The following is a 25,960-nucleotide window of genomic DNA, read 5'->3' on the forward strand; positions in this document are numbered from 1 at the left end:
TCCTCTTCTGGTTCAAGCACCCCATATGCTGGCGAGGAGCGGTTTTTTCGACCCCTTTCGGCCAAATCAGGCATAGCCGATGGCAAAAATCCGCATCGCAAATTTATAGGCCAGGTAAGCCGTCCCATACAGCGCCCGGCGCACCCAGCCGAAGCCGGCAAATTCCTCCAGGTGCACCGGCACCCCATCGGCCACGCCGCGCAGGATGTGCGCCTGCACCGCACGCGCAAAGCCGGCGTCGCGCACCACGATGTTCGCTTCCTGGTTCACGAACAGCGACAGGCCGTCGCAATTGCTCGACCCCACCGTGGCCCAGTCGTCGTCGACCACGGCGATCTTCGCATGCAGCTGCGTCTTGCGGTATTCCACCACCTTGATACCGGCCGCCAGCAGCTTCGGATAGAAGGAACGCGCCACCGCGTCCTGCATCTTGAATTCGCCCACGCCGATCAACAGCGTGACCTCGACGCCGCGGGCGGCCGCATGTGCCAATGCCTCGCGGAACTTGCGCCCCGGTGCGAAATAGGGATTGGCCAGCAGCACGCATTTGCGCGCCTGGCCGATTGCCTGCAGATAGGCACGCTGGATGGTGCGGCGATTGCGCAGGTTGTCGCGCACCACGAAGGCGGCGCGCATCGGCTTTGCGCCCTCGGTCGGCGGCTGGCGCCGCATCTCGCGGAACAGGCCGATGCGGCGGATCAGCGGCAGGTGGCCGGCGCGCGCCCACTGGGCCTGTGCTTCGAGGTGGATCTGCGCCAGCAGCGGCCCCTGCACCTGCACCGCGAAATCCCAGCGTGGTGCCGGCAAGGGGCGGTGCGGCTCGTAGTCGCACAGCATGTCGTCGTTGATGTTGATGCCGCCAATAAAGGCAATGCTGCGGTCGACCACCGTGATCTTGCGGTGGGTGCGCGTGACGCCGCGCTTGAACCAGGGATTGAACACGCGGTAATGCACGCCGGCCGCGGCAAAGGCTTCGGCGCGGCGGCAGCAGACGCGGTGGCCGGTGCCGAACCAGTCGACCAGCACCCGCACCTTGACCCCGCGTCTCGCGGCCCGGACCAGGGCGTCTTCGATGCCGCGCGCGACGGCGTCCTCGGCAAAGATATAGGTTTCGAACAGGACGTCGTGGCGCGCGGCATCGATGGCGGCGATCATCGCCGGAAACAGCTGGAGGCCGGTTTCGAGCAGGGTGATGTCGTTGTTCGCTACATAGCTGACCGGGCGCATAGGCTAGGTGAGCTGGAGTTCCGCGACGATCGGTGCGTGGTCCGAGAGTTTGGCCCAGATCGGGCCGGCCATGACTTGCGCGTTATCGACCTTGAAGCCGCGCACGTAGATGCGGTCCAGGCGGAACCAGGGCAGCGCGGCCGGGAAGGTACGCGCCGGCGCCAGGCGCGGCTGGCGCCCTGCCCAGCTGCGAACCATGTCGCCCAGCGCGGACTTCGGCCCCAGCTCGTCGAATACTTCGGCCACGCCGAGGGCATTTCGCAGGCGGTCGCTCAGGGTATTGCGCCAGTCGTTGAAGTCGCCGGCAATGATCACCGGTTCGCCATTCGACGATTGCTGCACCGCCTCGATCAATTGAACGGTCTGGCGCCCGCGGCCGCCTTCGAACAGGCCCAGGTGCACCACATAGCAGTGAATCCGCCCGGCCGGCGTTTCCAGCACGCAGTGCAGGATGCCGCGCTGTTCATAGGCGTGGTCGGACACGTCGTGGTTATGGCTGTTTTCAATCGGGAAACAGCTGAGCAGGGCATTGCCGTGGTGGCCGTGGTCGTAGACCGCGTTCATGCCGTAGGCCGAATGGTGGGATTCGCCGGCAAAGTATTCGTACTGCGCCGTTTCCGGCCAGATACGGTGCTCGCGCTTGTGGTTGGCATAGCGCGCCAGGTTGCGATCGTGCCTGCCCTGCACTTCTTGCAGGAAGACGATATCGGCGTGGAATTCAGCGATGGCTTTCTTCAGTGCCAATACCCGGGGGGTACTACGCAGCGAGGAAACACCCTTATGAATATTATAGGTAGCGACACGAATCTTCATGGGAACATTCTACCCCCATCAGTCCGTGACATTTTGGAACGACTTCCAATCGTGCGGCATGGCGCCGCGGTACTGCAAAAAACTTGTCTTGCGGGTGCGGGGTGAGCCCAAGGCTGCACCCCGCGATGCGATCAATCGAACACGGGAGCTGCTTCCCAATCGGTGCGCAGGGCAGCGTTGCGCGGTGCTGCCAGATGCTCCGCCTCGTCCAGAGGCACGGCAATCAGGCGCGGGCCGCTCAGGCGCAAGCCACACTCGAGGTCGATGTAAAAGCATTCATCGTCCACGCTCAGGGCTTTCACCTTTTCCTCGTGCTTCGGTTGGAATTGATCCATTCTTTCCTCCAGAATCCGTTGGTTGGACTATGTTGCAATTATTAAATTTCGCTGGATGCGAATTGCTGACAATATTCGACCGATTTCTGATTGTCAACCGCAGATTCTACTGTGCGCCAGTTCACATAACGAATTTCCTGTGGGCATTTTTCCCATAGGAACTAATTTCATTGAGTTAATAGCAAAGTTTCTTCCTAATCATTTTTTGACGCACGATGCATATTGCAGGGCGGATGACACAATTTGCGTTCACGTTTGAAGATGACGAACGAACTTTCGCTTAGTAACTTTTACCAAGAGTTAAACGGAGGAATTGAAGTATTCTGGACAGCAAAAAAAATCGTCCTTCAAAGCAATTTGGCTATCAAATTGCTGTTGTATTGACGCTTAGCGAAATAAATTTCTTGACTTGTTTTGCAAGCAGTGCAGAAACGGCAAGACGGGAAAGGGGCGCCGACAATCGGGATGTCCGTCGCCAACCGGTGACCTCATCATGAGAGAAAAATGCGTCAGCGTTCGCCGAGTACACAGCCGAGCAGCTGACGCTCCAAAGCCGCGAACGCCGCACTGCCGCGCTCGCGAGGGCGCGGCAAGCTCACCGCAACGTCGTGGGCGATGCGGCCGCCATCGATCACCAGCACGCGGTCGGCCAGGGCCAGGGCTTCCTGCACGTCGTGGGTGACGAGCACGGCGGTAAAACCCTGGCGCAGCCACAGGCTTTCGATCAGGCGCTGCATCTCGATGCGGGTCAGCGCGTCGAGGGCGCCGAGCGGTTCGTCGAGCAACAGCAGTTGCGGCGCATGCACCAGGGCGCGCGCCAGGGCCACGCGCTGGCGCTGCCCGCCGGACAGCACGGCCGGCCACTCCTGCGCCCGCTCGGCCAGACCAACGGTGGCCAGGGCATCGCGGGCGCGGCCTGCGCCATCTTTCAGGCCCAGGGCGACATTGTCGAGCACGCTCTTCCAGGGCAGCAGGCGGGCTTCCTGGAACATCAGCCGGGTGCCGCCCTCGCCCTTCCCCCCATTCGTATCGGCTTCGACGGCGAGGCTGCCATCGTCGAGTTGCTCGAGTCCGGCGATCAGGCGCAGCAGCGTGCTCTTGCCGCAGCCGCTGCGGCCGATCACGGCCACCGCTTCGCCGGGTGCGATGTGCAGGTCGATATCGTCCAGCACGGTGCGCTCGCCGTAGCGCTTGGTGAGTGCGCGTGCATGGACCTCAGCGCCGCGACTGCCGGATGCGGCCGTGGAGCCGGCGCGGCGGGTTTCTTCCTGGGTAATCTGCATAAGACCTCGTGATCGACAATGGCTAGCGGTAAGCCGGATTCCAGCGCAGGAAAGTGCGCTCCAGTGTGCGCGCCGCCAGGTCGGCCAGCTTGCCGAGCAGCGCGTATAGCAGGATGCCGACCAGCACCACGTCGGTTTGCAGGAACTCGCGCGCGTTCATCGTCATGTAGCCGATGCCGGACTGCGCCGAGATCGTCTCGGCCACGATCAGCAGCACCCAGACCAGGCCCAGCGAAAAGCGCACGCCCACCAGGATCGAGGGCAAGGCGGCCGGCAGGATCACGTCGCGGTGCAGGGCCCAGCCGGACAAGCCATAGCTGCGCGCCATTTCGATCAGGCCCCCGTCGGCCGAGCGGATGCCGTGGAAGGTGTTCAGGTAGACCGGAAAGAACACGCCCACCGCCAGCAGGAACAGTTTCGCCGTCTCGTCGATGCCGAACCACAGGATCACCAGCGGGATCAGCGCCAGCGCCGGGATGTTGCGGATCATCTGCAAGGTCGTGTCGAGCAGGGTCTCGGCGCGGCGCGAACTGCCGTTGAGCAGGCCCAGCAGCAGCCCGAGGCCGGCGCCGATGCCGAAGCCCAGCGCCGCGCGCCACAGACTGGTGCGCAGGTGCGACCACAGTTCGCCGGATTCGGCCAGCGACCAGAAGGCGGTGAGCACCTGCCAGGGTTCGGGCAGGATGCGGCTGGAGAGCCAGCCGGCGTGGGCAGCCACCTGCCAGAAGGCCACCAGGGCCACGGGCAAGGCCCAGGGTGCGAGCGCCGCCAGTACCTTGCGCTGGCGGCCGGCTGGCGTCCTGGCCGGCGCGCCGGCTGCCGCACTGCCTGGCGAGGGCCCGGACACTGCGGCGCTCGCCCCCGCACCCGGCCTGCGCGCCACCGGCGCCGTGCGTGCAGGCGCCGCAGGTTCGGCGCGCCCGCTGTCGGACGCGCCCGCCGCACTCGCCCGCAAGGCCTCGAACGAAGCCATTTACGCCGCCTTTTTCTTCGGCACGATATCGCTGGCCATCATCTCGCCAAAGGGTCCGGTCAGCGACTGCTCGCCGCCTTCTTTCCCCTTGCCGAGCAGCGGGAACACCAGTTCGGCAAAGCGGTACGACTCTTCTAGGTGCGGATAGCCCGACAGGATGAAGGTCTCGATGCCGAGGCCCTGGTACTCGCGCATGCGCGCCGCCACGGTTTCCGGGTCGCCCACCAGGGCGGTGCCGGCGCCGCCGCGCACCAGGCCAACGCCGGCCCACAAATTCGGCGACACCTCCAATTTATCGCGCCGGCCGCCGTGCAGGGCCGCCATGCGCTGCTGGCCGACCGAATCCATCTTGGCAAATGCGGCTTGCGCCTTGGCGATGATGTCGTCGTCCAGGTGACTGATCAGCTCATCGGCGGCGCGCCAGGCTTCCTCGTTCGTTTCGCGCACGATCACGTGCAGGCGGATGCCGAACTTCACGGTGCGGCCACGTTTGGCGGCGCGGGCGCGAATGTCGTCCAGCTTCTGCGCCACGGCTGCCGGCGGCTCGCCCCAGGTGAGATACACGTCCATCTGCTCGGCCGCCAGCTCGTGCGCCGGCTCCGAGGAGCCGCCGAAGTAGAGCGGCGGATGCGGCTTCTGGATCGGCGGATACAGGGTCTTGGCGCCCTTCACCTGGATATGCTTGCCTTCGAAATCGTAGCCGGCCGCCCCGCCCTCGCCGGCCAGGCTGGCGCGCCAGACGCGGATGAATTCGTCCGAGATTTCATAGCGCTTGGCGTGGTCGGCAAACAGGCCGTCGGCTTCCAGCTCGCCCTGGTCGCCGCCGGTCACCACGTTGATGAGCAAGCGTCCGTTCGACAGGCGGTCGAAGGTGGCGGCCTGGCGCACGGCCAGGCCCGGCGTCGACAGGCCGGGACGGATCGCGACCAGGAATTTCAGGCGCTTGGTGGCGCCGATCAGCGAGGCCGCCGAAATCCACGGGTCTTCGCAGGAGCGGCCGGTCGGCAGCAGCACGCCCTCGTAGCCGAGGGTGTCGGCGGCAACGGCGATCTGGCGCAGGTAGTCGGCATCGACCGTGCGCGCGCCTTTCGTGGTGCCGAGGTAGCGGCTGTCGCCGTGGGTGGGGAGGAACCAGAAGACGTTCGGAGAGGTGGACATGGTGTTTCCTTAGAGTGAAGAGACCAGCGCGTCTTTTACGACGATCGGTTTCGGAATCAGTTTCAGGGCGTGGAAGGCGTCGGCGATGCGCTGCTGTTCGCGCACGACCTCAAGCGACATCGGCTTCACGCCATAGGCGTAGCGGCTGGCGGCCAGGTCGACCACGTTCTTCGGCAGGCCGGTCTGGGCCGTGAGGATGGTCGACACCTCGCCGGGATTGGCCTTGCCCCATTCGTCGACCTTGGCGATCTCCTCGAGCAGGATGCGGTTCAGGTTCGCGTGCTGTTCGGCGAAGCTGCGCGCGGCCAGATAAAACTGGTGGTTCGACACCAGGTTGCGGCCATCGGCCAGTACGCGTGCGCCGAGCTGCTGTTCGGCGGCGGCCAGGAAGGGGTCCCAGATCACCCAGGCGTCGACGCTGCCGCGCTCGAAGGCGGCGCGTGCATCGGCCGGCGGCAAATAAATCGGCTGGATCGCGCTGTAGGGAATGCCGGCCTTTTCCAGTGCCCTTACCAGCAGGAAGTGCACGTTCGAGCCCTTGTTCAGGGCGATCTTCTTGCCGCGTAAATCGGCCAGCGTGCGCAGGGTGGACGTCTTCGGCACCACGATGGCTTCGCTGCCCGGCGACGCCGGCTCATGACCCACGTAGACCAGGCGCGCACCGGCGGCCTGGGCAAAGATCGGCGGCGCCTCGCCGACGGTACCGAAATCGATGCTGCCGACGTTCAGGCCTTCGAGCAGCACGGGGCCGGCCGGGAACTCGGTCCATTTCACGGCGATCTTTTGCGGGGCCAAACGCGCTTCCAGCGTGCCGCGCCCTTTCAGCAGGGTCAGGGTGCCGTACTTCTGGTAACCGATGCGGATTTCCTTCGGCGCCTGGGCGATGGCGGGCAGGTGCAGGCCGGCGGCGATGCCGGTGGCGCCGGCGGCAAGCAGGCCGAGGGCGCGGCGGCGCGCTGGCCGCAGGGTGAAGTCAGGATGCATGGGGACTTTCCGGGATGAGAAATCAGGCGGGGACCGCGTGCAGGTCCTTGGCGGAGGCAGGCTCGCTGACCGGGCGCGGCGCCACCAGGCGCAGCTCCGAGACCAGCTGTTCGACGCCTTGCGCCACGCGCACCGCGATCGGCGCGGCCAGCGTCAAGCCACCCTCGGCGCTGCGGCCCAGCTGGTCGGAAGTCGCATAGATGCTGGGCAGGATGAAGCGCGCCGACATCGAGGCCAGCACCGGGCGCAGCGCGTAATCGAGCGCCAGCATGTGCGACTGGCTGCCGCCGGTGGCCAGCGGCAGCACCAGCTTGCCGGCCAGGCCATCTTGCGGCAGCAGGTCGAGAAAGGCTTTCAGCAGGCCGCTGTAGGCCGCCTTGTAGACCGGCGTGGCGACGACGATGGCGTCGGCCTGGCGCACCCCGGCCAGGGCGCGGGCGACCGAGGCTTCGTCGGCGTCGAGCGAGAGCAGCGCGCTGGCGGACAAATCGCGCACTTCGATGCGGCTCACACGCTGGCCATGCAGGGCCAGGCGCTCGCCGATGTGCTGCAGCAGGCGTGAAGACGAAGAGTGCGGCGCGGGGCTGCCGCCAAGCAGGATGACGCTCATGGTGTGTCCATTCATATAAGGATGACCACAGACTAGGGCCGCGCGGCTTGCATGAAAACTAATCATTTCGCACATCCTTATGCGCCCGCCGTTTTAAGGTTTTGCGCATATCGATGACCAAATTTCTTCGTTCACGCGGCCGCAAACCCGGTGCAATACTGGTTGCCACCTTCTCATCTGGACCCGCACCATGTCTCCTTCCGCCCAACCGCTGCGCGCCGTGGAACCCAGCGCCTTCCCCGATCCGCTGGCCCTGGCCGAGCGCCTGGCCGAGCAATTCGCCGCCACCGCCGTCGAGCGCGATGTGGCCGGCGGCCATGCGGCGCACGAGCGTGAACTGATCCGCGAAAGCGGCCTGCTGACGCTGTCGATTCCGCGCGAATTCGGCGGCCAGGGCGCGCGCTGGGAAACCGTGCAGGCCGTGATCCGCACGCTGGCGCGGGCCGACAGCGCGCTGGCCCACCTGTTCGGCTTCCATCACCTGCAGCTGGCCGGCATCCGCCTGTACGGCACGCCGGTCCAGCAGCGCAACCTGCTCACGGCCACCGTCGAACAGCGCCTGTTCTGGGGCAATGCCCTGAACCCGCTCGACAGGCGCACCCGCGCCCAGGCCATCCCCGGCGGCTTCATGCTCGACGGGATCAAGAGCTTTTCGTCCGGCTCGGTGGGCTCGGACTGGCTCACGCTCTCGGCCTGGGACGAAGCCGCGAACGCACCGCTGATCGCGGTGCTGCCGACGGCGCAACCGGGAATCCGCGTGGAAGCCGACTGGGACGCTTTTGGACAGCGCCAGACCGATAGCGGCAACGTCCATTTCGATAAAGTCTATTTGCCGGCGGCGCTGGTGCTGCAGGCGCCGGGCCAGGCGCCCACCGCGCAGTCGACGCTGCGCTCGCAGGTGGCCCAGCTGATCATGACCAATTTGTACCTCGGCATCGCCATCGGCGCCTTCGAGGCCGCGCGCGACTACACGCTGGAACAGGCGCGGCCCTGGTTCGCCTCCGGCGTGAGCGACGCCAGCCACGACCCGTTCACCCAGCACCGCTATGGCGACTACTGGCTCAAGCTGCGCCCGGCCAACGTGCTGGCCGACGGGGCCGCGCGCCTGCTCGACGCCGCCTTCGACAAGGGTGCGGACGTCACGGCCCAGGAACGCGGCGAGGTGGCGGTGGCCGTGGCCGAAGCCAAGGTGCTGTCGCACCGCGCCGCCATCGATATTTCCAGCGGCATGTTCGAACTGCTGGGGGCACGCTCGACCTCCGGACGATTCGGCTTCGACCGCTACTGGCGCAACGCCCGCGTGCACACCCTGCACGACCCGGTCGACTACAAGCTGCGCGACCTGGGGCGTTATGCGCTCGAAGGCCGCCTGCCCGAGCCGACGGCCTATTCGTGAACCGAGCCTGATACCGCCATGAGCACCGTTCCGACTCCCGACGCGCCACAGGTGGCGATCCGCCTGGTGGACGTCGCCAGGACCTTCGCCACGCCCGATGGCTGCCGCTTCGAGGCGATTCGCGGCGTCTCGCTCGACATCCTCGATGGCGAAATCTTCGGCATCGTGGGAAAAAGCGGCGCCGGCAAGTCGACCCTGCTGCGCATGATCAATCTGCTCGAACGCCCCGAGCGCGGCAGCGTGACGGTGGCCGGCGAAGAACTGACCCGCCTCGGCAAGCGCGACTTGCGCAAGGCGCGCCAGCACATCGGCATGATCTTCCAGGGTTTTAACTTGCTGCAGAACGCCACCGTGTTCGAGAACGTGGCCTTTCCGCTGCGCCTGCACGATTCCCTGAACGCACCGCGCCTGAAGGCGCGCGTGGCCGAATGCCTGGAGCTGGTCGGGCTGGCGGACAAGAGCGCCAGCTATCCGGCCCAGCTCTCGGGAGGACAGAAGCAGCGGGTGGCGATCGCGCGCGCCCTGGCCAGCCACCCGGCGGTGCTGCTGTGCGACGAACCCACCTCCGCGCTCGACCCGGAAACCACACGCGCCCTGCTCGACACGCTACGCAGCATCAACGCCCAGCTGGGCGTGACGGTCGTCATCGTCAGCCACGAGCTGCAGGTGCTGGGCACCCTCTGCGACCGCGTCGCCGTCATCGAACACGGCGTAGTCGCGGAACAGTTCGCGCTCGCCGACCACAGCGTCCCGCGCCAGACCGCGCTGGGGCGCGAACTTGCCTACTACGGCACCGAGGCCTTTGCCGCCGCTGCCTGGGGAGATGCGCATGCCTGAATCGATCCTCGCCGTTTTGCCTGAACTCTGGACCGCCTTCCTGCAGACCGCCCTGATGCTCGGCATCGGCGTCACGGCGGCGGTGCTGCTGGGCGGCCCGCTCGGTGTGCTGCTGTTCATGGTGTCCGATGGCCAGGCCCTGCAACACCGGCGCCTGGCGCTGGTGCTGGGCTGGTTCGTGAACACGGTGCGCTCCTTCCCCTTCATCATTTTGATGGTGGCGCTGGTGCCGTTCACGCGGGTACTGGCCGGCACCTCGATCGGTCCGCTGGCGGCCTCGGTGCCGCTGTCGATCGCGGCGATTCCCTATTTCGCACGCCTGGTCGAGCAGAACCTGCGCGATGTGCCGCGCGGCGTGATCGAGGCGGCGCAGGCCATGGGCGCCTCGGAACTGCAGATCGTCTTGCGCGTGCTGCTGCCGGAGGCGCGCGCCGCCCTGGTGCTGTCGCTCACGGTCCTGTCTATCAGCTTCCTCTCGTATTCGGCGGTGGCCGGCGTGGTGGGCGGCGGCGGCATCGGCGACCTGGCGATCCGCTACGGCTACTACCGCTTCGAGACCGATGTGATGATGTTCACGGTGACGATTTTGATCGTGCTGGTGCAGCTGATCCAGCTGACCGGCGCCCGCACCGCGCGCCGCCTCGACAAACGCTGATCCCTACTCTTCCAATAAAAAGGACTACCATGCGCTTCCATCGCCGCACCCTGCTTGCCGCTTCGCTGTCATTGCTTGTCGCCGGCGCCGTCCATGCCAAGGACCCGAAGGAACTGGTGATCGGCACCAGCGCCGGCCCCTACGCCGACCAGGTCCGCTTCGGCATCAAGCCGATCCTGGAAAAGCAGGGCTACAAGGTCAAGCTGGTCGAGTTCAACGACTACATCCAGCCGAACTTCGCGCTGGCCGAAGGCGCGCTCGACGCCAACATCTTCCAGCACATCATCTACCTGACCCGCTTCGCCGAGCAGCACAAGCTGCCGCTGTCGGAGCTGATCAAGATCCCGACCGCGCCGATCGCCATCTACAGCCACAAGCACAAGTCGCTGAACGAGGTCAAAGCCGGCACCACGGTGGCGCTGCCGAACGACCCGACCAACCAGGCGCGCGCGCTCGTGATGCTGGACCAGATCGGCTGGGTCAAGCTGAAACCGGGCATCGACCCGATCAAGGCGTCGGAAAAGGACATCGCGCAGAACCTGAAAGGCATCAAGCTGCTGCCGCTGGAAGCCGCGCAATTGCCGCGCTCCCTGCAGGATGCCGACTACGCCTTCGTGAACGGGAACTTTGCCCTGGCCTCGGGCCTGAAGCTGAAGGATGCCCTGCGCACCGAGAAGATTTCGCCGAGCTACGCCAACCTGGTGGCGGTGCGCACGGCCGACAAGGACAAGCAGTTTGCAAAGGATATCGCCGCGGCCTACCGCTCGCGCGAGTTCCTGGCGGTGACGAACCAGCGGTTCGCCGACTACGCCAAGACCGATTACCAGCTGGCGCTGGAGAAGAGCGCGAAATGAGCGAAGCGAAGCCGCATGCGTTGAAGCCGGTCCGCTTCAACGCCTTCCAGATGAACACCCCGAGTCACCAGTCGCCGGGCCTGTGGCGCCATCCGCGCAGCGACAGCGCGGGGTATGCCGGCGCCGGCTACTGGGTCGAACTGGCGCAGTTGCTGGAAGCGGGCGGCTTCGATGCGATCTTCCTGGCCGACGTGCTGGGCGCCTACGACGTCTACGGCGGCAATCTCGACGCCGCCCTGAAGCACGGCGTGCAGCTGCCGCTGAACGACCCGCTGGCGCTGGTGCCGCTGATCGCCCACGCCACCACAAGGCTGGGCATCGGCGTGACCGCGGCCGTGACCTACGAGCACCCGTACACCTTTGCGCGGCGCATGTCGACGCTGGACCACCTGAGCGGCGGCCGGGTCGGCTGGAACATCGTCACCGGCTACCTCGACAGCGCGGCGCGCAACCTGGGCCAGGAGCGCCAGCTCGGCCACGACGCGCGCTATGACCTGGCCGAGGAATACCTGGACGTCGTCTACAAACTCTGGGAAAAGAGCTGGGACGAGGATGCCGTGCTGCGCGACCGCGAACGCGGCGTCTACACCGACCCAAGCCGCGTGCACCCGATCAACCACCAGGGCCAGTACTACACGGTGCCGGGCATCCACCTGTGCGAACCGTCGCCGCAGCGCACGCCCTTCCTGTACCAGGCCGGCGCCTCGAAGCGCGGGCTGGAATTCGCTGCGCGCCATGCGGAAGCGACGTTTGTCAGCGGGCCGACGAAAGGCATCGTGCAGCGTTATGTGGACAGCGCCCGCGCCGCCGTCCAGGCCGCTGGCCGCGACCCGGCTGCCCTGCGCGTGTATGCCCAGGCGCTGGTCATCGTCGGCGCCACCGAAGCCGAGGCCCGGGCGCGCCTGCGTGAGTACGAGGAATACATCGATATCGAAGCCTCGCTGACCCTGCTCTCGGGCTGGACCGGCGTCGACTTCTCGCGCTATGGCCTGGACGACACGGTCGAATACATCGACACCGAAGCCGGCCGCTCGGCGCTGGCCTCGCTCAGCGTGGCCGATCCGTCGCGCCGCTGGACGGTGCGCGAAGCGGCGCGCTTCATCGGCCTGGGCGGGCGCGGGCCAGTGCTCGTCGGCGACGCGGCGCAAGTGGCCGACCAGCTGGTCGACTGGCTCGACGAGACCGGCATCGACGGCTTCAACCTCGCCTTTGCCCTGCCTTACGAGGACATGCAGGGCGTGGTGGAGCTGGTGGTGCCGGAGCTGAAGCGGCGCGGCCGCTATCGGCAGGATAAGGAAAGCGCCACCCTGCGCGAGCAACTGCTTGGCGCCGGCCCGCGCCTGGCGCCCGATCACCCGGGCCGCCAGGTCAGGATCGAAGCATCGCCCACCGACACCGCGCTGCGCTCCGCAGCCTGAACCACGAAAGAAGAAGAACATGAAACGACGAAGCCTGCTCCAGCTTGCCGCCAGCGGCGCTGCCCTCTCCGCCCTCCCCCTGGCCAGCCGCGCCGCCAACCTGGAAGAACTGCGCCTGGACTACGCCTACTATTCGCCCACCAGCCTGGTGCTGCGCCACTTCGGCTGGCTGGAAGATGCGTTCAAGGCCGACGGTACGCGCGTGAAATGGGTGCTCAGCGCCGGCAGCAACCGCGCCCTCGAATACCTGAACGCGAACAGCATCGACATCGGCTCCAGCGCCGGCCTGGCTGCCCTGCTGGCCAAGGCCAACGGCAACCCGATCAAGACGCCCTACATTTATTCGCGCCCGGAATGGACGGCGCTGGTGGTGCCGAAGAACTCGCCTATCCGCACCCTGGCCGATTTGAAGGGCAAGAAGGTGGCGGCCACCAAGGGCACCGATCCCTATTTGTTCCTGCTGCGCTCCCTGCAAAGCGTGGGCTTGCGACGCAGCGACATCGAACACGTCGCCCTGCAGCATGCGGATGGGCGCGCGGCGCTGGAACAGGGCCGCGTCGATGCCTGGGCCGGGCTCGACCCGCACATGGCCGCGGCCGAACTCGAAGGCGGCGCCCGCCTGCTGTACCGGAACGTGTCGTTCAATACCTACGGCTTTTTGAATGTGCGCGAAGAGTTCCTGGCCAAGTATCCGCAGCAGACCGCGCGCGTGATCGCAGCGTATGAAAAGGCGCGCCTCTGGACCCGCGCCAATCCGAGCGAAGCGGCGAAGATCCTCGCAAGCGAGGCCAAGGTGTCGCTGCCGGTGGCCCTGTTGCAGGTGAAGCTGCGCAGCGACTTTAGTAATCCGCAGCCCTCGAACGAACACCTGAAGGCGCTGCAACTGGCCGCCCCCATCCTGCGCGAGGAATCGCTGGTGAAACCCGGCACCGACCTGAACGCGGCCATCGCCGGCCTGATCGACACCCGCTTCGCGCAGCCGCTGATTGCACGCGCTTGAACCCATGAAGCCGCAATCGACGAACCTACCCCTGCCCTTGCCCCTGCCTGCGTCCGCGCCGGCGCCGCGCAAACCCTGGCGCTTGCCGCTTGGCCTGCTGCTGCCCTTGCTGGCCGTAGCAGCGTTGGAGTTCGGCGTACGCAACAGCCTGGTGCCGGCCAACCTGATGCCGGCGCCGAGCGAGATCGCCACCACCCTGGCCTGGCTGGCGCAGAACGGCTTGCCCGGCCACCTGGCCAGCAGCTGCTTGCGCGTGGCGGCCGGTTTTGCCATCGGCGCCAGCCTGGCCCTGGCGCTGGGCGCGGCAGTGGCGCTGAACCCGCGCACCGAACGCCTGCTCGACCCCAGCTTCCAGGCCCTGCGCGCGATTCCCTCGCTGGCCTGGGTGCCGCTGCTGCTGCTCTGGTTCGGCATCGACGAGACGCCGAAGCTGATCCTGATCGCCATCGGCGCCTTCTTCCCGGTCTACATGGGCGTGGTGTCGGGCATTCGCGGCGTCGATCGCAAGCTGCTCGAAGTGGGCCAGCTGTACCGCCTGTCGCCGCTGGCACTCGCCCGCCGCGTGCTGCTGCCGGCGGCGCTGCCGGCCGTGCTCACGGGCCTACGCAATGGCCTGAGCCTGGCGTGGATGTTCATGGTGGCGGCCGAACTGATCGCGGCCAGCCAGGGCCTGGGCTACCTGCTGTCGGACGGACGCGAATCGAGCCGCGCCGACATCATGCTGGCGGCCATCGTGCTGCTGGCCTTGTTGGGTAAGGTCAGCGACACGGCCATGGGTGCGCTCGAAGCGCGCCTGCTGTCCTGGCGCGACAGCTATGCGAACCGGGGCGCGCGATGACGGCCCTGCTCGAGCTTGGCGTCGACGAGAAGCGCTATGGCACGCGCACGGTGCTGCGTGGTTTTCACCTGCGATTGGCGCCGGGCGAAGTGGTGAGCCTGATCGGCGCCAGCGGCTGCGGCAAGAGCAGCCTGCTGTCGATAGCGGCCGGCCTCGATGGCCAGTATCGAGGCAGCGTGCGCCTGCGCGGCGGCGCGATACGCGGCACCCATGCCGAGATCGGCCTGATCTTCCAGGAACCGCGATTGTTCCCCTGGCTGACGGTGGAACAGAACATCGTGTTCGGTGCGCCGGATGCGCCGGATGCCGGCCGCGTGTCCGCGCTGCTCGAAGAAGTGGGATTGAGCGGCTTTGGCAAGTCGCTGCCGAAACAGCTCTCCGGCGGCCAGGCCCAGCGCGTGGCGATTGCGCGCGGGCTCTACACCCGGCCGCGCGTGCTGCTGCTGGACGAACCGTTTTCGGCCGTGGACGCATTCACCCGCATGCGCCTGCAGGACCTGCTGGCGCGCGTGGCCGAACAACATCGCCTGAGCGTGCTGCTGGTGACGCACGATATCGACGAAGCGCTGTACCTGAGCGACCGCATCGTGCTGATGGACGGCGTGCCCGGTCCGGCGCGCGCCGAGTTTGAGGTCGATCACACACGGCCGCGCGAACGCGCCGTGCTGGCTACGTCCACCCTGAAGCCGGCCATCCTGGAGAGTTTGCACGCGGTGCACGCGATCTGAGGCTGGTCTCCCCGAGCTTGCACCCGGTTCATGCCACCTGGCCGCTAGCCACAGCCCGGGGCGGCCCGCGCCAGCGTCAGGCGCCGCGCATCTGCGCCTGCGTGACGTTGCTGCCCGGCGCCACGCTTTGCGTGAGCCAGACATTCCCGCCGATGGTCGACCCCGCCCCCACCGTGATACGGCCGAGGATGGTCGCGCCGGCATAAATCACGACGTCGTCCTCGACGATCGGATGGCGCGGCGCGCCTTTTACCAGCGCCCCGCTGTCGTCGGTCGGGAAGCGGCGCGCACCGAGGGTCACGGCCTGGTACAGGCGCACATGGCGGCCGATGATGGCCGTTTCCCCAATCACCACCCCGGTGCCGTGGTCGATGAAGAAGCTCGGGCCGATCTGGGCGGCCGGATGGATGTCGATGCCGGTGAGCGTGTGCGCGATGTCGGCGCCCAGGCGCGCCAGGAAAGGCACGCCGAGCCGGTGCAGGCAGTGCGCCAGGCGGTGGTAGAGCACGGCGATGGTGCCGGGGTAGCACAGCATGATCTCGGCCACCGAACTGGCGGCCGGGTCGCCGGCCAGCGCCGCCTGCACGTCGGACACCAGCAGTGCGCGGATATCCGGCAGGCTGGCGGCAAAGGTGCGCGTGATGGCGCGCGCCTGCTCGGCCAGCTCGGCCTCGCTCAATTCCTCGGATTCCGGACTGAAGCGCAGCGCGCGGCGCACCTGCTCGACCAGGCGGTCCAGCGCCACGTTCAGCGTGTCGCCGACAAAGTAGTCGATGCTCTCGTCGTTCAGGTCCGGGCGGCCGTAATGGGTGGGAAACAGCGCCGCCGAGATGCCCTCGATCACCTGCTTCAGGACCTCGCGCGACGGCAGCTCGCGCACCCGGCCCTGGTGGCGGATGTTATGGGTGTTCTCGCGCGAATTGCGCAGCGCTTCGATGATGGGGCCGAGCTGCCAGTGGTTGGCGCCGGCCGGGGGGAAGTGGTTGTCGTTCATGCATCCAGCCTACTCCAACATGCCCGCCGCACGAACGATTTTAATTACACTTCTTTATTCCAGAACAATGCCATCGCGCCTTCTTGAGAGTAGGAAATTTCTCTAACGCAGCGGCATCCGCGGTGATTCTTCTATCCGCGGTCATTCTTCATAGGAAAAGCGATACGGCTCCTTCTTCAGCATCAAGGCCGGCGCCGGCTTGCCCGCTTCCACCAGCACGATGTCGGTCGGCACCGCATCCTCCGGCGCGCTGGCCGGGGTCGCCTTGATCACGCGCCGCCCGCTGGACGGCAGCAGCCTGGCCGGAATCGGCACCGCCGTGCGCCCGGCCAGCGACACCAGCCAGCCGGGCCTTCCGTCCCGGATCGGATAGCGCGGGTGAATCACCTGCATGTCGATCCGTCCGTTCACGCCCAACAGGATCGGATAGCTGCCATCTTCATTGCGCAGGACAATTGGCCCCTGGGATGGATAGGTGGCCAGCAGCGGCGCATACAGCGGGTTGTCGTCGGCCGGATCGGGATGGGCGATGAAGTCGACCTGCTCGACGTGCAGCGACGGCAGGCCGCTCATCCGGCGCAAGTGTTCGCCCATCAAGATCGTCTTCGGTTCGGCTTCGGGCGACTTGTGATGGTGGGAATAGCCAACCAACACCAGCACTTTGGCATCCTTATCCTTGGCAAAGATACGATCGACCAAATTTCGCGCCTGCATCTCTTCGCGCAGACGCAGTTGCTCGGCCGGCGTCCGGGCGCGGATATCCTCGAACTCGTAGGGAACGAGCGTCCAGCCATCGGCCAGCGCGGCATTGACGAACCCGGCGAACACCGGCTCGCTCGTGTAATAACCCGCATTGCGGGCAACATAGCGTTTCTCGTTTGCCGCCTGGGCGCCAAGGGCGTTGAAGGTCTCGCAGGCCAGGTAGGTGTAGCCGATCTTCCTCAGCTCGGCGGCTAGGCGCTGGGCGAAGGCCCGGTGCAGGGGCACGTGGTGGGCCTCGTTGATGAGCACGATCCGTTTGGTGCGTGCCTCGCGTACGATCGCCGCAATCGCCTCTTCCGCCGCGGCATGTTCCAGCAGCGCCATCTGGCGCACGATGGCGGGTGAATGGCGCGGCTGGCGCCGCCGCAAGACATCGAAGACGGCCATTGCCCCATCGGTATCGCCGACGAAGGAACGCGCCGTGCCAAGCATCTGCAGCTGGCTGCCGTGTTGCAGCACCAGCTTGTCCAGGGCGGGGTCGCTGCCGTTCGGCACATCGCCCCGACCGAGAACGGCGGCCGGTAGCGGCGCGGTCGCCGCTTCCGCCGTTTTCAGGCGCTCCATATAGGTTTCCGGCAGGCGCGTCTGGGCGACAGCATGTGGAACGACGATGCAAGCGAGCATCACCATGACGACGACACGTATCTGCATCGGAAACCCTTCTGCTTCAGTTGGCAAAATGTTTCCAAACAGTATAACCTTGCTGCCGGCAAAAGTTGACTAGCTGATATGACAGGGCGAGCGCTTACAGATTGACACTTTTCTTACAGCGAGCGCGATACCGTCAGCCGGCTTTTGCTGACACACTATAGCCGTACTTACAGCGCAGACCACCATTACGCTGGCATCGTTCCACCACTGAACCCCTGGAGTAGAAAAATGCGATTCAATCAAAACATCCAACGCATCGCCCTCGTGCTGGCACTGACCGCCGCATCCTCTTCCGCGTTTGCCCAGAGCGCCGAGTACCGCCGCGGCTACGACGACGGTTACGCTGCCGGCCAGCGCGATGCGCGTGACGGTGGCCGCGGCGGCCACGGCCGCGATCGCCTGACGATCGAGGAAGCGACCTATGGCGTGCGTGGCGCCATGTGCGATGCCCGCCGTGCGGTGCGCCAGGAAGCCGAACGCAATGGTGGCCTGGTTGTGGCCGGCAACCACCTGTGCGGCGATCCGAAGCGCAATACCGGGAAACAACTGAACATTGTCTACCGCTGCGGCAACGACCGTCCTACCCAGATTTCCGCACGCGAAAACGACACGCTGCGCCTGAGCTGCTGGCGCTAAGCCTTCAGCGCTGCTTGAAGTGCCGGGGCAATTGCAGCACCGCCTCGGCATTCGACGACGAGAAGCAGCGGTCGGCCGCCTCCAGTAGCGGCAGCCAGGCGTACTGCACATGCTCGCGCGGACTGAGGGTGATGGGAATATCGCGCGGCACGCAGACCGAGAACACGTGCTCGGTGTTATGTGTCACGCCCGGCGCGTAGCGGTGGCGCCAGGTCGGATAGATCTCGTAAATATTTGACAATCCCCAGTCCATCAGGCGGATTGTATCCCCATCGGCAACAATCCCCGTTTCCTCGAACAGCTCGCGCGCAGCCGTCTGCAGCAGCGGTTCGTCGAGCGCATCGAGCGAACCCGTTACCGATTGCCAGAAGCCGGGCCGGTCGGCGCGTTCGATCAACAGCACTTCCAGGTCAACCGTATGGATGACAACCAGGACCGACTCGGGAATCTTGTGCACGCTCGAACACTCCGTGAAACGCATAAAAAAGGCCGGAACCCATGACAGGTTCCGGCCTCTATTCTACCCAGCCATACAGCCGGGCGTGATTAACCGACTTTCGGCTCGTTACGCAGGCGGATATGCAGCTCTTTCAGCTGCTTCTCGTCCACTTCCGACGGTGCATTGGTCAGCAGATCCTGCGCGCGCTGGGTTTTCGGGAAGGCGATCACGTCGCGGATCGATTCCGAACCGGTCATCAGCGTGATCAGGCGGTCCAGGCCGAAGGCCAGGCCACCGTGCGGCGGCGCGCCGTATTGCAGGGCGTCGAGCAGGAAGCCGAACTTCAGTTGCGCTTCTTCGGCGTCGATCTTCAGGGCGCGGAACACTTTGCTCTGGACTTCTTCGCGGTGGATACGGATCGAACCGCCGCCCAGTTCCCAGCCGTTCAGGACCATGTCGTAGGCCTTGGCAACGCAGGCGCCCGGGTTGGTCTCGAGCATGTCTTCGTGGCCGTCCTTCGGTGCGGTGAACGGGTGGTGGGTGGCGTTCCAGCGGTCGCCGTCTTCGTCGTATTCGAACATCGGGAAGTCGATGACCCACAGCGGCGCCCAGACGTCGTCGAACAGGCCGGCTTTCTTGCCGAATTCCGAGTGGCCGATCTTCACGCGCAGCGCGCCGATGGCATCGTTCACGACTTTCGCCTTGTCGGCGCCGAAGAAGATCAGGTCGCCGTCTTCGGCTTTGGTCAGTTCCAGGATCTGGGTGAGGACGTCGTCCGAGATGTTCTTGACGATCGGCGACTGCAGGCCGTCACGGCCTTTGGCCTTCTCGTTGACCTTGATGTAGGCCAGGCCCTTGGCGCCGTAGATGGCGACGAACTGGGTGTACGCGTCGATTTCCGAACGCGGCATCGACGCGCCCTGCGGCACGCGCATGCCGACCACGCGGCCACCGGCCATGTTGGCGGCGCTGTTGAACACCTTGAACTCGACCGACTTCATCAGTTCGGTCAGTTCGGTGAATTCCAGCTTGACGCGCATGTCCGGCTTGTCCGAACCGTAGGAGCCCATGGCGGTGGCGAAGTCCATCACCGGGAACGGGTTCGGCAGGTCGATGCCGGCTGCGTTCTTGAAGACGACGCGCATCATGTCTTCGAACAGGTCACGGATTTCCTGTTCGGTCAGGAACGAGGTTTCGCAGTCGATCTGGGTGAATTCCGGCTGGCGGTCGGCGCGCAGGTCTTCGTCGCGGAAGCACTTGGTGATCTGGTAGTAACGGTCGAAGTTGGCGACCATCAGCAGCTGCTTGAACAGCTGCGGCGATTGCGGCAGCGCGAAGAAGTTGCCTGGGTTCACGCGCGACGGCACCAGGTAGTCGCGGGCGCCTTCCGGGGTCGACTTGGTCAGCATCGGGGTTTCGATGTCGATGAAGCCCAGGTTGTCGAGGTACTTGCGCACTTCCATCGACACTTTGTAGCGCAGGCGCAGGTTGTGCTGCATCTGGTTGCGGCGCAGGTCCAGCACGCGGTGGGTCAGGCGGGTGGTTTCCGACAGGTTGTCGTCGTCCAGCTGGAACGGCACCGGCACCGAGGCGTTCAGCACTTCGAGCTGCGAGGTGTTGATTTCGATCTTGCCCGATTTCAGGTTGGCGTTGGCGGTACCTTCCAGGCGGTTCACGACGGTGCCGGTGATGCGCAGGCAGTACTCGTTACGCACGTGCTCGGCGGCCTTGAAGACATCCGCATTGTCCGGATGGCAGACGACCTGCACCAGGCCTTCGCGGTCGCGCAGGTCGATGAAGATGACGCCACCGTGGTCGCGGCGGCGATGCACCCAGCCGCACAGGCTGACGGTTTGGCCCAGCAGTTCTTCGGTGACGAGGCCGCAGTAGTTGGTACGCATGGAGGACATATTTTTCTCTATTCCAGGTTGGTATATCGGTTGCCACTTGCTACAGCGGCCTTGATGCTAATTTGCTTTATTCGGGAGCGACAACACCCATCGAGACGATGTATTTCAGGGCGGCGTCGACCGTCATGTCCAGCTCGACGACCTTGCTGCGTTCCATCATCAGGAAGAAGCCGGAAGTCGGGTTCGGGGTCGTCGGCACATACACGCTCAGGTACTCGCCGACCAGGTGGTTCTTCACGTCGCCGCCCGGCGCACCGGTGACGAAAGCGATCGTGTAGGAATCCGCGTGCGGATAGGGAATCAACACCGCCTGGCGGAAGGCGTTGCCCGAGGACGAGAACAGCGTGTCGGACACCTGCTTGACGCTGCCGTACAGCGAGCTGACGACCGGAATGCGTTTCAGAAGGCGCTCGCCCAGGCGCACGACGTAGCCGCCGACCAGGTTGTTCGTCAGCAGGCCGGTCAGGAAGACGATGGCGATCGTCAGGATCGCGCCGATGCCGGGAATGTCGAAGCCGAACAGGGCGCGCGGCTGCCAGCGCGCCGGGACGAACAGCAGCGACTGGTCGAGCGTACCGATGACCATGCTCAGGACCCAGGCGGTAATCGCCAGGGGAACCAGGATCAGCAAGCCGGTAAGAAAGTATTTGCGCATCGGGTTCTCGTTGTTCTTATTGCTGCGGCGCGGAGGCCGCAGGAGAATACATCAGGTCTTGCTGGTGCCGGTCGGCGCCTTGGCGGCCGGCGCGGCGGCGGGCGTGCTGTCGCTCGACGACGCGGCCGGGGCGGCGCTCGTGGCCGGCGCGGACTCCGACGGCGTGGCCGGCGCGGTGCCGGTGGCAGGCGCTTTGCCGCCACGGAAGTCGGTCACGTACCAGCCGGTGCCTTTCAGCTGGAAGCCGGCCGCGGTCACCTGCTTCTTGAACGCAGGCTTGCCGCAAGACAGGCAATCGGTCAGCACCGGATCGGAAATTTTTTGCAGCACATCTTTGGAAAAACCGCATTCATCGCAGCGGTAAGCGTAAATCGGCATTGGATACTCCGCAAAAATCTTCAAAACCCTGAATTATAAAGCTTTTGTCGCCCACGTTGCCGATTCGCTGGAAAGGGCCCGTGCCGGGGCAAGTGGGTAGGCCGGCATACCATTCCCGAAGCGGAGTAGTGTTGTTTTTAATCAGCATTTAGCGTGATCCGTTTGCCGAAAATCAACTAAGGTGATTAAATATCATCTCTCAACGGGATGCGTTACCGGCAGGTCGGAAGAACCTGCCAGGTGAAAGAGTCAAGAAACAGAAGTTTGCGCGACGCGAGTCGCCGCATGGCCGTACAAGAACGATGTACTTCGAAAAGCCCGCGCATGCGGGCGTTTTTTTGTTTAGACGGATTGCATGCTGCAATCGATGATCTTGCCGCTAACGATAGACGCCTGGACAGCGCATACGCTCACCGCTCAACGGCGGCGCCAGACCATCCAGCGTTCCTTGCCGGCGAAGACGGGAATGGAGTCGACGACCTCGCTGTCTTCGATGCACTCGAAATGCGGCAGCAGCAATTCGTCCAGTGCGGCGCGGGCGATGCCGAACGGCGGCCCTTTCGGCGATTCGCCAAAGAAAAAGAACCCAGCCAACAAGCCATCAGCCGGCAGCAGTTCGGCCCAGCGCGCCGCAATCCGTGGCCACATCGCTGGCGGCATCGCACACAGGAAAGCCTGTTCATAAATCAGGTCCAGCACACGCGGCGGCGCATAGGCAAAGAAATCCGCCTCCACCACCCTACCCGCCCACTGCCCAACCGCTTGACGCGCCAGCTGCACCGCAGCCGGCGAAAAGTCGATCGCCGTCGCATCCCAGCCTGCATCCATCAGGAACGCCAGCTCACGCCCGCTGCCGCAACCCGGAATCAGCGCGCTCATGGGCCGGGGCATACGGGCCACGAACGCACGCAAGCCCTGCGGCACGCCACCGCGCTCCCAAGGCGTGAACGCCTTGTCGAAACGCTCGTCCCAGAAACCGGGCGTCAAGGGATCGCGGCTGGCGAAGTCCACCATCTCAGGCTGCGCCGCCGTAACGCGTCAATAAGGCTGCGAACAAGATCCCCGACGTGATCCCGCCCGCAAGCCAGGCCAGGAAGCCGAGCAGGCGATTGCTGCGCCGTACTTCCATCAGCACCTGCTGCATCATCTCGTGGTTGGTCGCCCCATGCGGATGCGAATGGTGTTCCAGCGCCTGGTGCATCAGGCGCGGCAGTTGCGGGAAGATGTGGGAATAGCGCGGCGCCTCGGCCTTGAAGCGCTCGACAAGGCCGCGCCAGCCCACCTGCTCGGTCATCCAGCGCTCCAGGTAGGGCTTCGCGGTCTTCCACAAATCCAGGTCCGGATCGAGCTGGCGCCCCAGGCCTTCGATGTTGAGCAGGGTCTTTTGCAGCAGCACCAGCTGCGGCTGGACTTCGACATTGAAGCGGCGCGAGGTCTGGAACAGGCGCAGCAAAATCTGGCCAAAGGAAATGTCTTTCAATGGCCGGTCGAAGATCGGTTCGCAGCAGGCGCGCACCGCCGATTCGAGTTCGTCCACGCGGGTATCGCGCGGCGCCCAGCCCGATTCGATGTGGGCCTCGGCCACGCGCTTGTAGTCGCGGCGGAAGAAAGCCAGGAAGTTCTGCGACAGGTAATCCTTGTCGAAGTCGTTCAGGGTGCCGACAATGCCGAAGTCCAGCGCAATGTAGCGCCCAAAACTTTCCGGCTCCACCGAGACCAGGATGTTCCCCGGGTGCATGTCAGCATGGAAGAATCCGTCGCGGAACACTTGAGTGAAAAAAATTTCCACGCCATCGCTGGAGAGCTTTTTCAGGTCCACGCCTTCGGCCGCCAGGCGGTCGATCTGCGACACCGGAATACCGCGCATGCGCTCCATCACGATCACGCTGCTCGAGCAATAGTCCCAGAACATTTCCGGCACCATCAGCAAGGTCGAGTCGGCAAAGTTGCGGCGCAGCTGGCTGGCGTTCGCCGCCTCGCGCATGAGGTCGAGCTCGTCGTGCAGATACTTGTCGAACTCGGCCACGACTTCGCGCGGCTTCAGGCGGCGGCTTTCGGCCCATACCTTTTCGATCAGGCCGGTCGCGATGTACATCAGGGCGATGTCTTCGTCGATGGTCTTCTTCATGTCCGGCCGCAGCACTTTCACGGCCACTTCGCGCCCGTTCTTCAGGGTCGCAAAGTGCACCTGCGCAATCGAGGCCGAGGCCACCGGCACCGGGTCGAAGCTGGCAAACAACTGGTCGGGCGCGGCGCCGAGCGCCCTGGTGATCTGGGCAATCGCCAGGTCCGAACTGAAAGGCGGCACCCGGTCTTGCAGCAGCGAGAGCTCGTCGGCGATATCCGGCGGCATCAAATCGCGCCGGGTCGACAGCACCTGGCCGAACTTGATGAAGATCGGACCGAGTTCCTCGAGCGCCAGACGCAGGCGGATCGCACGCGGCGTGGTGATGCGGCGCCAGAAAAAGATACCGTTGATGAGGCGGGCGGTGCGCGGCACCCGCAGGCCGGACATTGCAATTTCATCGAGGCCATACTTAATGACGACCGTGAAGATTTTAAGCAGGCGCAGGAATTTCAATATCATCAGCTATCCAGGGTAGTGTCCCCGCTGGGGCGGGTTGTCGGAATGACGGCGCCGCGCTGCGCCGGAGTCTGCACGAGGGCATTGGCCGGGGCGACAATGACCGCCGACCCGCGCTGTTGCGCCGGACTTTGCGCCGTTTTTTGCGCCGTTTTTTGCGCCAGTAACTGTTCGAGCTTGGCGATGCGTTTCGCGGCGCGTTCGACGTCATCGCGCAGGCGCACCACGCCGGCGCCGAATTCTTCCACGTCGTTCGGGCGCACCAGCACCGGCTGTTCCTCGACCAGGAACTCGGCCAGGTTTTCCGCCAGGCGGCGGCCGGTGGCGCGGGCATTCGACACCGCGCTGCGCGCGCCGCCGGCCAGGCGCATGGCGCCGATCGGGCCGAATAGGCGCTCCAGGTCGTGTTCCGGCTCCCAGCGCAAGCCCTTGCTCAGCTGCGAGACCGTGTTCGCGAATTCGGCGTCACCCTCGATGCGCACATACGAAAAGGCGCGCTCGCGGTTCTGGGCGATCAGCGGCAGGTCGGCCAGCTTGACGTGAATGGTAACGCTGGGCACGGCATCCGGCTCCCCTGCTTCGAGCAGCCCGTCGGCGGCCACGCGCAGACGCACCTGCAGGTGGCCGGTATCGATGCAGGCCAGCTTGCCGTGGTGGCGGCGCAGCGCTGCGCGCGCCCAGTCTTCCCCGGCCAGCAAATGGTTGATCGTGGCGCTGGCCGTCGCGCTCAGGGTGCGTTGCGGGGACAAAAAAGTTGAATTCCCAAACATGAATGTGTTCGCTAAAAAACAAAGCCGCCCGGCATAGCGCGGGCGGCTTCGATCTTACCAGTTTGCCCGCCACAAACCCGGGCGCACAGGAAAGTTTGCAAAAAAAGTATTACGCGAGCTGCTGGATACCGGCCAGGACCCAGCCGCCATTGCCCGACAGTGGTTTCGACATGTTCCAGACCTCGTTCAGCGGCTCGGTCGGCGCATTCGGCGCGGTGCGGATCAGGCCGCTGAACTGCACGCTGGCCAGGTAGTCGGTCGGCGTGGTCTCGATGCCCAGCAGCTGGGCGCCGATCTCGACCACGTCGGTGTAGTCGGCGTTCGGGCCGCGTTCCTGGATCTGCATCTTCAGTTCGGCAAACACTTCCGGCGTGGTGAATTCGCGCAAGTCGTTGGCGTCGCCCTTGTCCCAGGCCGCCTGCATGCGGATGAAGCTGGCTTTCGCATGGCGCAGGAAGGCGTCGGTGTCGAAGTCGGCCGGCACGCCCCAGGCTTGCGGCGCCGGGGCCGCCTTGTTCAGCGACACATTCCCAACCGGCTGCTGGGCCTGGAAGGATTGTGGCTGGCCAAGACCGGAACCGATGGCCGGCGTGCCGCCCGCCGGAACCGGCTGCTGGTTGAAACCCTGGAACGATGGGTTTGCCGGCGTGTCCTTGCGGCGGAACATGCGCACGATGAACAGCACGGCCAGGGCCAGCAGCGCGAACATGATCAGGCCCGACAGGAAGGACGCCATGGCGCCGCCGATGCCGAGGTGCGAGAACAGGGCGCCGAGACCGAGGCCGAGCAGCGCGCCGCCCAGGATGCCCTTCCACATGCTCGGGCGTTTCGCCTGCGCAGCAGCGGCGCCGGCGGCGCCGGCAGCCGCAGGCGCGGCGGCCGGCGTGTTCGGCTGCGCCGCCTGGCGGTTGACCGGGGCGGACGGGGCCGGGGCCGGCGGCGGCGCCTGGCGCACGGTCTGCGACTGGCGGCCGAAGGAACGCTTGCCGCCCATCGGGCGCGCGGTGGCTTCGGCGATCATGGCGGTGGTGGTCAAGGCCAGCACTGCGGCAACTAGCAACTTTTTCATCGT

The 25,960-nt window shown here is 65.3% G+C and carries 27 protein-coding genes; 9 read left to right on the forward strand and 18 right to left on the reverse strand.

All coding sequences use genetic code 11. The features are described 5' to 3' along the window. Positions 1-66 precede the first annotated feature (66 nt). The 8 genes from clsB to ssuE all read right to left on the reverse strand — a co-directional run bounded on the left by clsB (position 67) and on the right by ssuE (position 7,383). Positions 67-1,227, reverse strand: coding sequence for a cardiolipin synthase ClsB (clsB, locus tag LK540_RS12505; protein ID WP_229437631.1), 1,161 nt, complete (start codon positions 1,225-1,227; stop codon positions 67-69). Positions 1,228-1,230: 3 nt separating this feature from the next. Beyond that, entirely contained in the window at positions 1,231-2,040 is an 810-nt protein-coding gene (locus tag LK540_RS12510) for an endonuclease/exonuclease/phosphatase family protein (protein ID WP_229437632.1), read from the reverse strand. A gap of 131 nt (positions 2,041-2,171) precedes the next feature. Continuing rightward, entirely contained in the window at positions 2,172-2,375 is a 204-nt protein-coding gene (locus LK540_RS12515) for a hypothetical protein (protein ID WP_229437633.1), read from the reverse strand. A gap of 509 nt (positions 2,376-2,884) precedes the next feature. Beyond that, positions 2,885-3,658, reverse strand: coding sequence for an ATP-binding cassette domain-containing protein (locus tag LK540_RS12520; protein ID WP_229437634.1), 774 nt, complete (start codon positions 3,656-3,658; stop codon positions 2,885-2,887). A gap of 22 nt (positions 3,659-3,680) precedes the next feature. Then, the gene (gene ssuC / locus LK540_RS12525; RefSeq protein WP_229437635.1) at positions 3,681-4,631 is read right to left on the reverse strand and encodes an aliphatic sulfonate ABC transporter permease SsuC; all 951 of its coding nucleotides are present in this window, start codon (positions 4,629-4,631) and stop codon (positions 3,681-3,683) included. Then, positions 4,632-5,789, reverse strand: coding sequence for an FMNH2-dependent alkanesulfonate monooxygenase (gene ssuD, locus LK540_RS12530; RefSeq protein ID WP_229437636.1), 1,158 nt, complete (start codon positions 5,787-5,789; stop codon positions 4,632-4,634). 9 nt (positions 5,790-5,798) lie between these two features. Then, complete coding sequence (locus tag LK540_RS12535) at positions 5,799-6,773, reverse strand: sulfonate ABC transporter substrate-binding protein (protein ID WP_229437637.1); 975 nt, start codon at positions 6,771-6,773, stop codon at positions 5,799-5,801. A gap of 22 nt (positions 6,774-6,795) precedes the next feature. After that, entirely contained in the window at positions 6,796-7,383 is a 588-nt protein-coding gene (gene ssuE / locus LK540_RS12540; RefSeq protein WP_229437638.1) for an NADPH-dependent FMN reductase, read from the reverse strand. Between the two features lie 190 nt (positions 7,384-7,573). Here ssuE and LK540_RS12545 point away from each other — a divergent pair, with 190 nt between their 5' ends. The 8 genes from LK540_RS12545 to LK540_RS12580 are packed head-to-tail and all read left to right on the forward strand — an operon-like array spanning position 7,574 to position 15,109. Beyond that, positions 7,574-8,779 (forward strand): acyl-CoA dehydrogenase family protein, encoded by a 1,206-nt coding sequence (locus tag LK540_RS12545; protein ID WP_229437639.1) that lies wholly within the window; start codon positions 7,574-7,576, stop codon positions 8,777-8,779. Between the two features lie 18 nt (positions 8,780-8,797). Then, positions 8,798-9,616, forward strand: coding sequence for a methionine ABC transporter ATP-binding protein (locus tag LK540_RS12550; protein WP_229437640.1), 819 nt, complete (start codon positions 8,798-8,800; stop codon positions 9,614-9,616). Further along, positions 9,609-10,271 carry a methionine ABC transporter permease gene (locus tag LK540_RS12555; protein ID WP_229437641.1) on the forward strand — a complete coding sequence of 221 codons (663 nt, stop codon included), beginning with the start codon at positions 9,609-9,611 and terminating at the stop codon, positions 10,269-10,271. The genes LK540_RS12550 and LK540_RS12555 overlap by 8 nt, the downstream gene beginning before the upstream one ends. Positions 10,272-10,300: 29 nt before the next feature. After that, on the forward strand, positions 10,301-11,125 hold the full coding sequence (locus tag LK540_RS12560; protein WP_229437642.1) for a MetQ/NlpA family ABC transporter substrate-binding protein: 825 nt from the start codon (positions 10,301-10,303) through the stop codon (positions 11,123-11,125). Continuing rightward, positions 11,122-12,543, forward strand: a complete 1,422-nt coding sequence (locus tag LK540_RS12565) for an LLM class flavin-dependent oxidoreductase (RefSeq protein ID WP_229437643.1) — start codon at positions 11,122-11,124, stop codon at positions 12,541-12,543. The genes LK540_RS12560 and LK540_RS12565 overlap by 4 nt, the downstream gene beginning before the upstream one ends. Positions 12,544-12,562: 19 nt before the next feature. Continuing rightward, on the forward strand, positions 12,563-13,543 hold the full coding sequence (locus tag LK540_RS12570; RefSeq protein ID WP_229437644.1) for an aliphatic sulfonate ABC transporter substrate-binding protein: 981 nt from the start codon (positions 12,563-12,565) through the stop codon (positions 13,541-13,543). A gap of 4 nt (positions 13,544-13,547) precedes the next feature. After that, a complete protein-coding gene (locus tag LK540_RS12575) occupies positions 13,548-14,381 on the forward strand; it encodes an ABC transporter permease (protein WP_229437645.1) in 834 nt (277 codons plus the stop codon). Beyond that, complete coding sequence (locus tag LK540_RS12580; RefSeq protein ID WP_229437646.1) at positions 14,378-15,109, forward strand: ABC transporter ATP-binding protein; 732 nt, start codon at positions 14,378-14,380, stop codon at positions 15,107-15,109. The genes LK540_RS12575 and LK540_RS12580 overlap by 4 nt, the downstream gene beginning before the upstream one ends. A gap of 76 nt (positions 15,110-15,185) precedes the next feature. Here the strand turns inward: LK540_RS12580 and epsC are convergent, their stop codons facing one another. Both epsC and LK540_RS12590 read right to left on the reverse strand, forming a co-directional pair. Continuing rightward, positions 15,186-16,103, reverse strand: a complete 918-nt coding sequence (gene epsC, locus LK540_RS12585) for a serine O-acetyltransferase EpsC (protein WP_229437647.1) — start codon at positions 16,101-16,103, stop codon at positions 15,186-15,188. A 141-nt stretch (positions 16,104-16,244) separates the two neighbouring features. Further along, positions 16,245-17,429, reverse strand: a complete 1,185-nt coding sequence (locus tag LK540_RS12590) for a hypothetical protein (RefSeq protein WP_229437648.1) — start codon at positions 17,427-17,429, stop codon at positions 16,245-16,247. Between the two features lie 315 nt (positions 17,430-17,744). Here LK540_RS12590 and LK540_RS12595 point away from each other — a divergent pair, with 315 nt between their 5' ends. After that, positions 17,745-18,152, forward strand: a complete 408-nt coding sequence (locus LK540_RS12595; protein WP_229437649.1) for a hypothetical protein — start codon at positions 17,745-17,747, stop codon at positions 18,150-18,152. 4 nt (positions 18,153-18,156) lie between these two features. On the opposite strand, the gene nudB is transcribed toward LK540_RS12595, so the two are convergent. From nudB to LK540_RS12635, 8 genes are all read right to left on the reverse strand, one after another. Beyond that, positions 18,157-18,609: a dihydroneopterin triphosphate diphosphatase gene (gene nudB / locus LK540_RS12600; RefSeq protein WP_374041358.1), complete on the reverse strand. Its 453-nt coding sequence runs from the start codon at positions 18,607-18,609 to the stop codon at positions 18,157-18,159. Between the two features lie 89 nt (positions 18,610-18,698). Then, complete coding sequence (aspS, locus tag LK540_RS12605; RefSeq protein ID WP_229437788.1) at positions 18,699-20,492, reverse strand: aspartate--tRNA ligase; 1,794 nt, start codon at positions 20,490-20,492, stop codon at positions 18,699-18,701. Positions 20,493-20,568: 76 nt separating this feature from the next. Next, positions 20,569-21,156 (reverse strand): DUF502 domain-containing protein, encoded by a 588-nt coding sequence (locus tag LK540_RS12610; RefSeq protein ID WP_229437651.1) that lies wholly within the window; start codon positions 21,154-21,156, stop codon positions 20,569-20,571. Positions 21,157-21,207: 51 nt separating this feature from the next. Next, positions 21,208-21,534, reverse strand: coding sequence for an FmdB family zinc ribbon protein (locus LK540_RS12615; protein WP_229437652.1), 327 nt, complete (start codon positions 21,532-21,534; stop codon positions 21,208-21,210). Between the two features lie 417 nt (positions 21,535-21,951). Next, positions 21,952-22,548, reverse strand: a complete 597-nt coding sequence (locus LK540_RS12620; protein ID WP_229437653.1) for a methyltransferase domain-containing protein — start codon at positions 22,546-22,548, stop codon at positions 21,952-21,954. 1 nt (position 22,549) lies between these two features. Next, a complete protein-coding gene (ubiB, locus tag LK540_RS12625; RefSeq protein ID WP_229437654.1) occupies positions 22,550-24,121 on the reverse strand; it encodes a ubiquinone biosynthesis regulatory protein kinase UbiB in 1,572 nt (523 codons plus the stop codon). Next, positions 24,121-24,867: an SCP2 sterol-binding domain-containing protein gene (locus tag LK540_RS12630; RefSeq protein ID WP_307729176.1), complete on the reverse strand. Its 747-nt coding sequence runs from the start codon at positions 24,865-24,867 to the stop codon at positions 24,121-24,123. The genes ubiB and LK540_RS12630 overlap by 1 nt, the downstream gene beginning before the upstream one ends. 130 nt (positions 24,868-24,997) lie before the next feature. Continuing rightward, positions 24,998-25,957 (reverse strand): Tim44 domain-containing protein, encoded by a 960-nt coding sequence (locus tag LK540_RS12635; RefSeq protein WP_229437655.1) that lies wholly within the window; start codon positions 25,955-25,957, stop codon positions 24,998-25,000. Positions 25,958-25,960 lie beyond the last annotated feature (3 nt).

The sequence above is a fragment of the Massilia sp. IC2-278 genome (assembly GCF_020708045.1).
GTDB lineage: Bacteria > Pseudomonadota > Gammaproteobacteria > Burkholderiales > Burkholderiaceae_D > Telluria.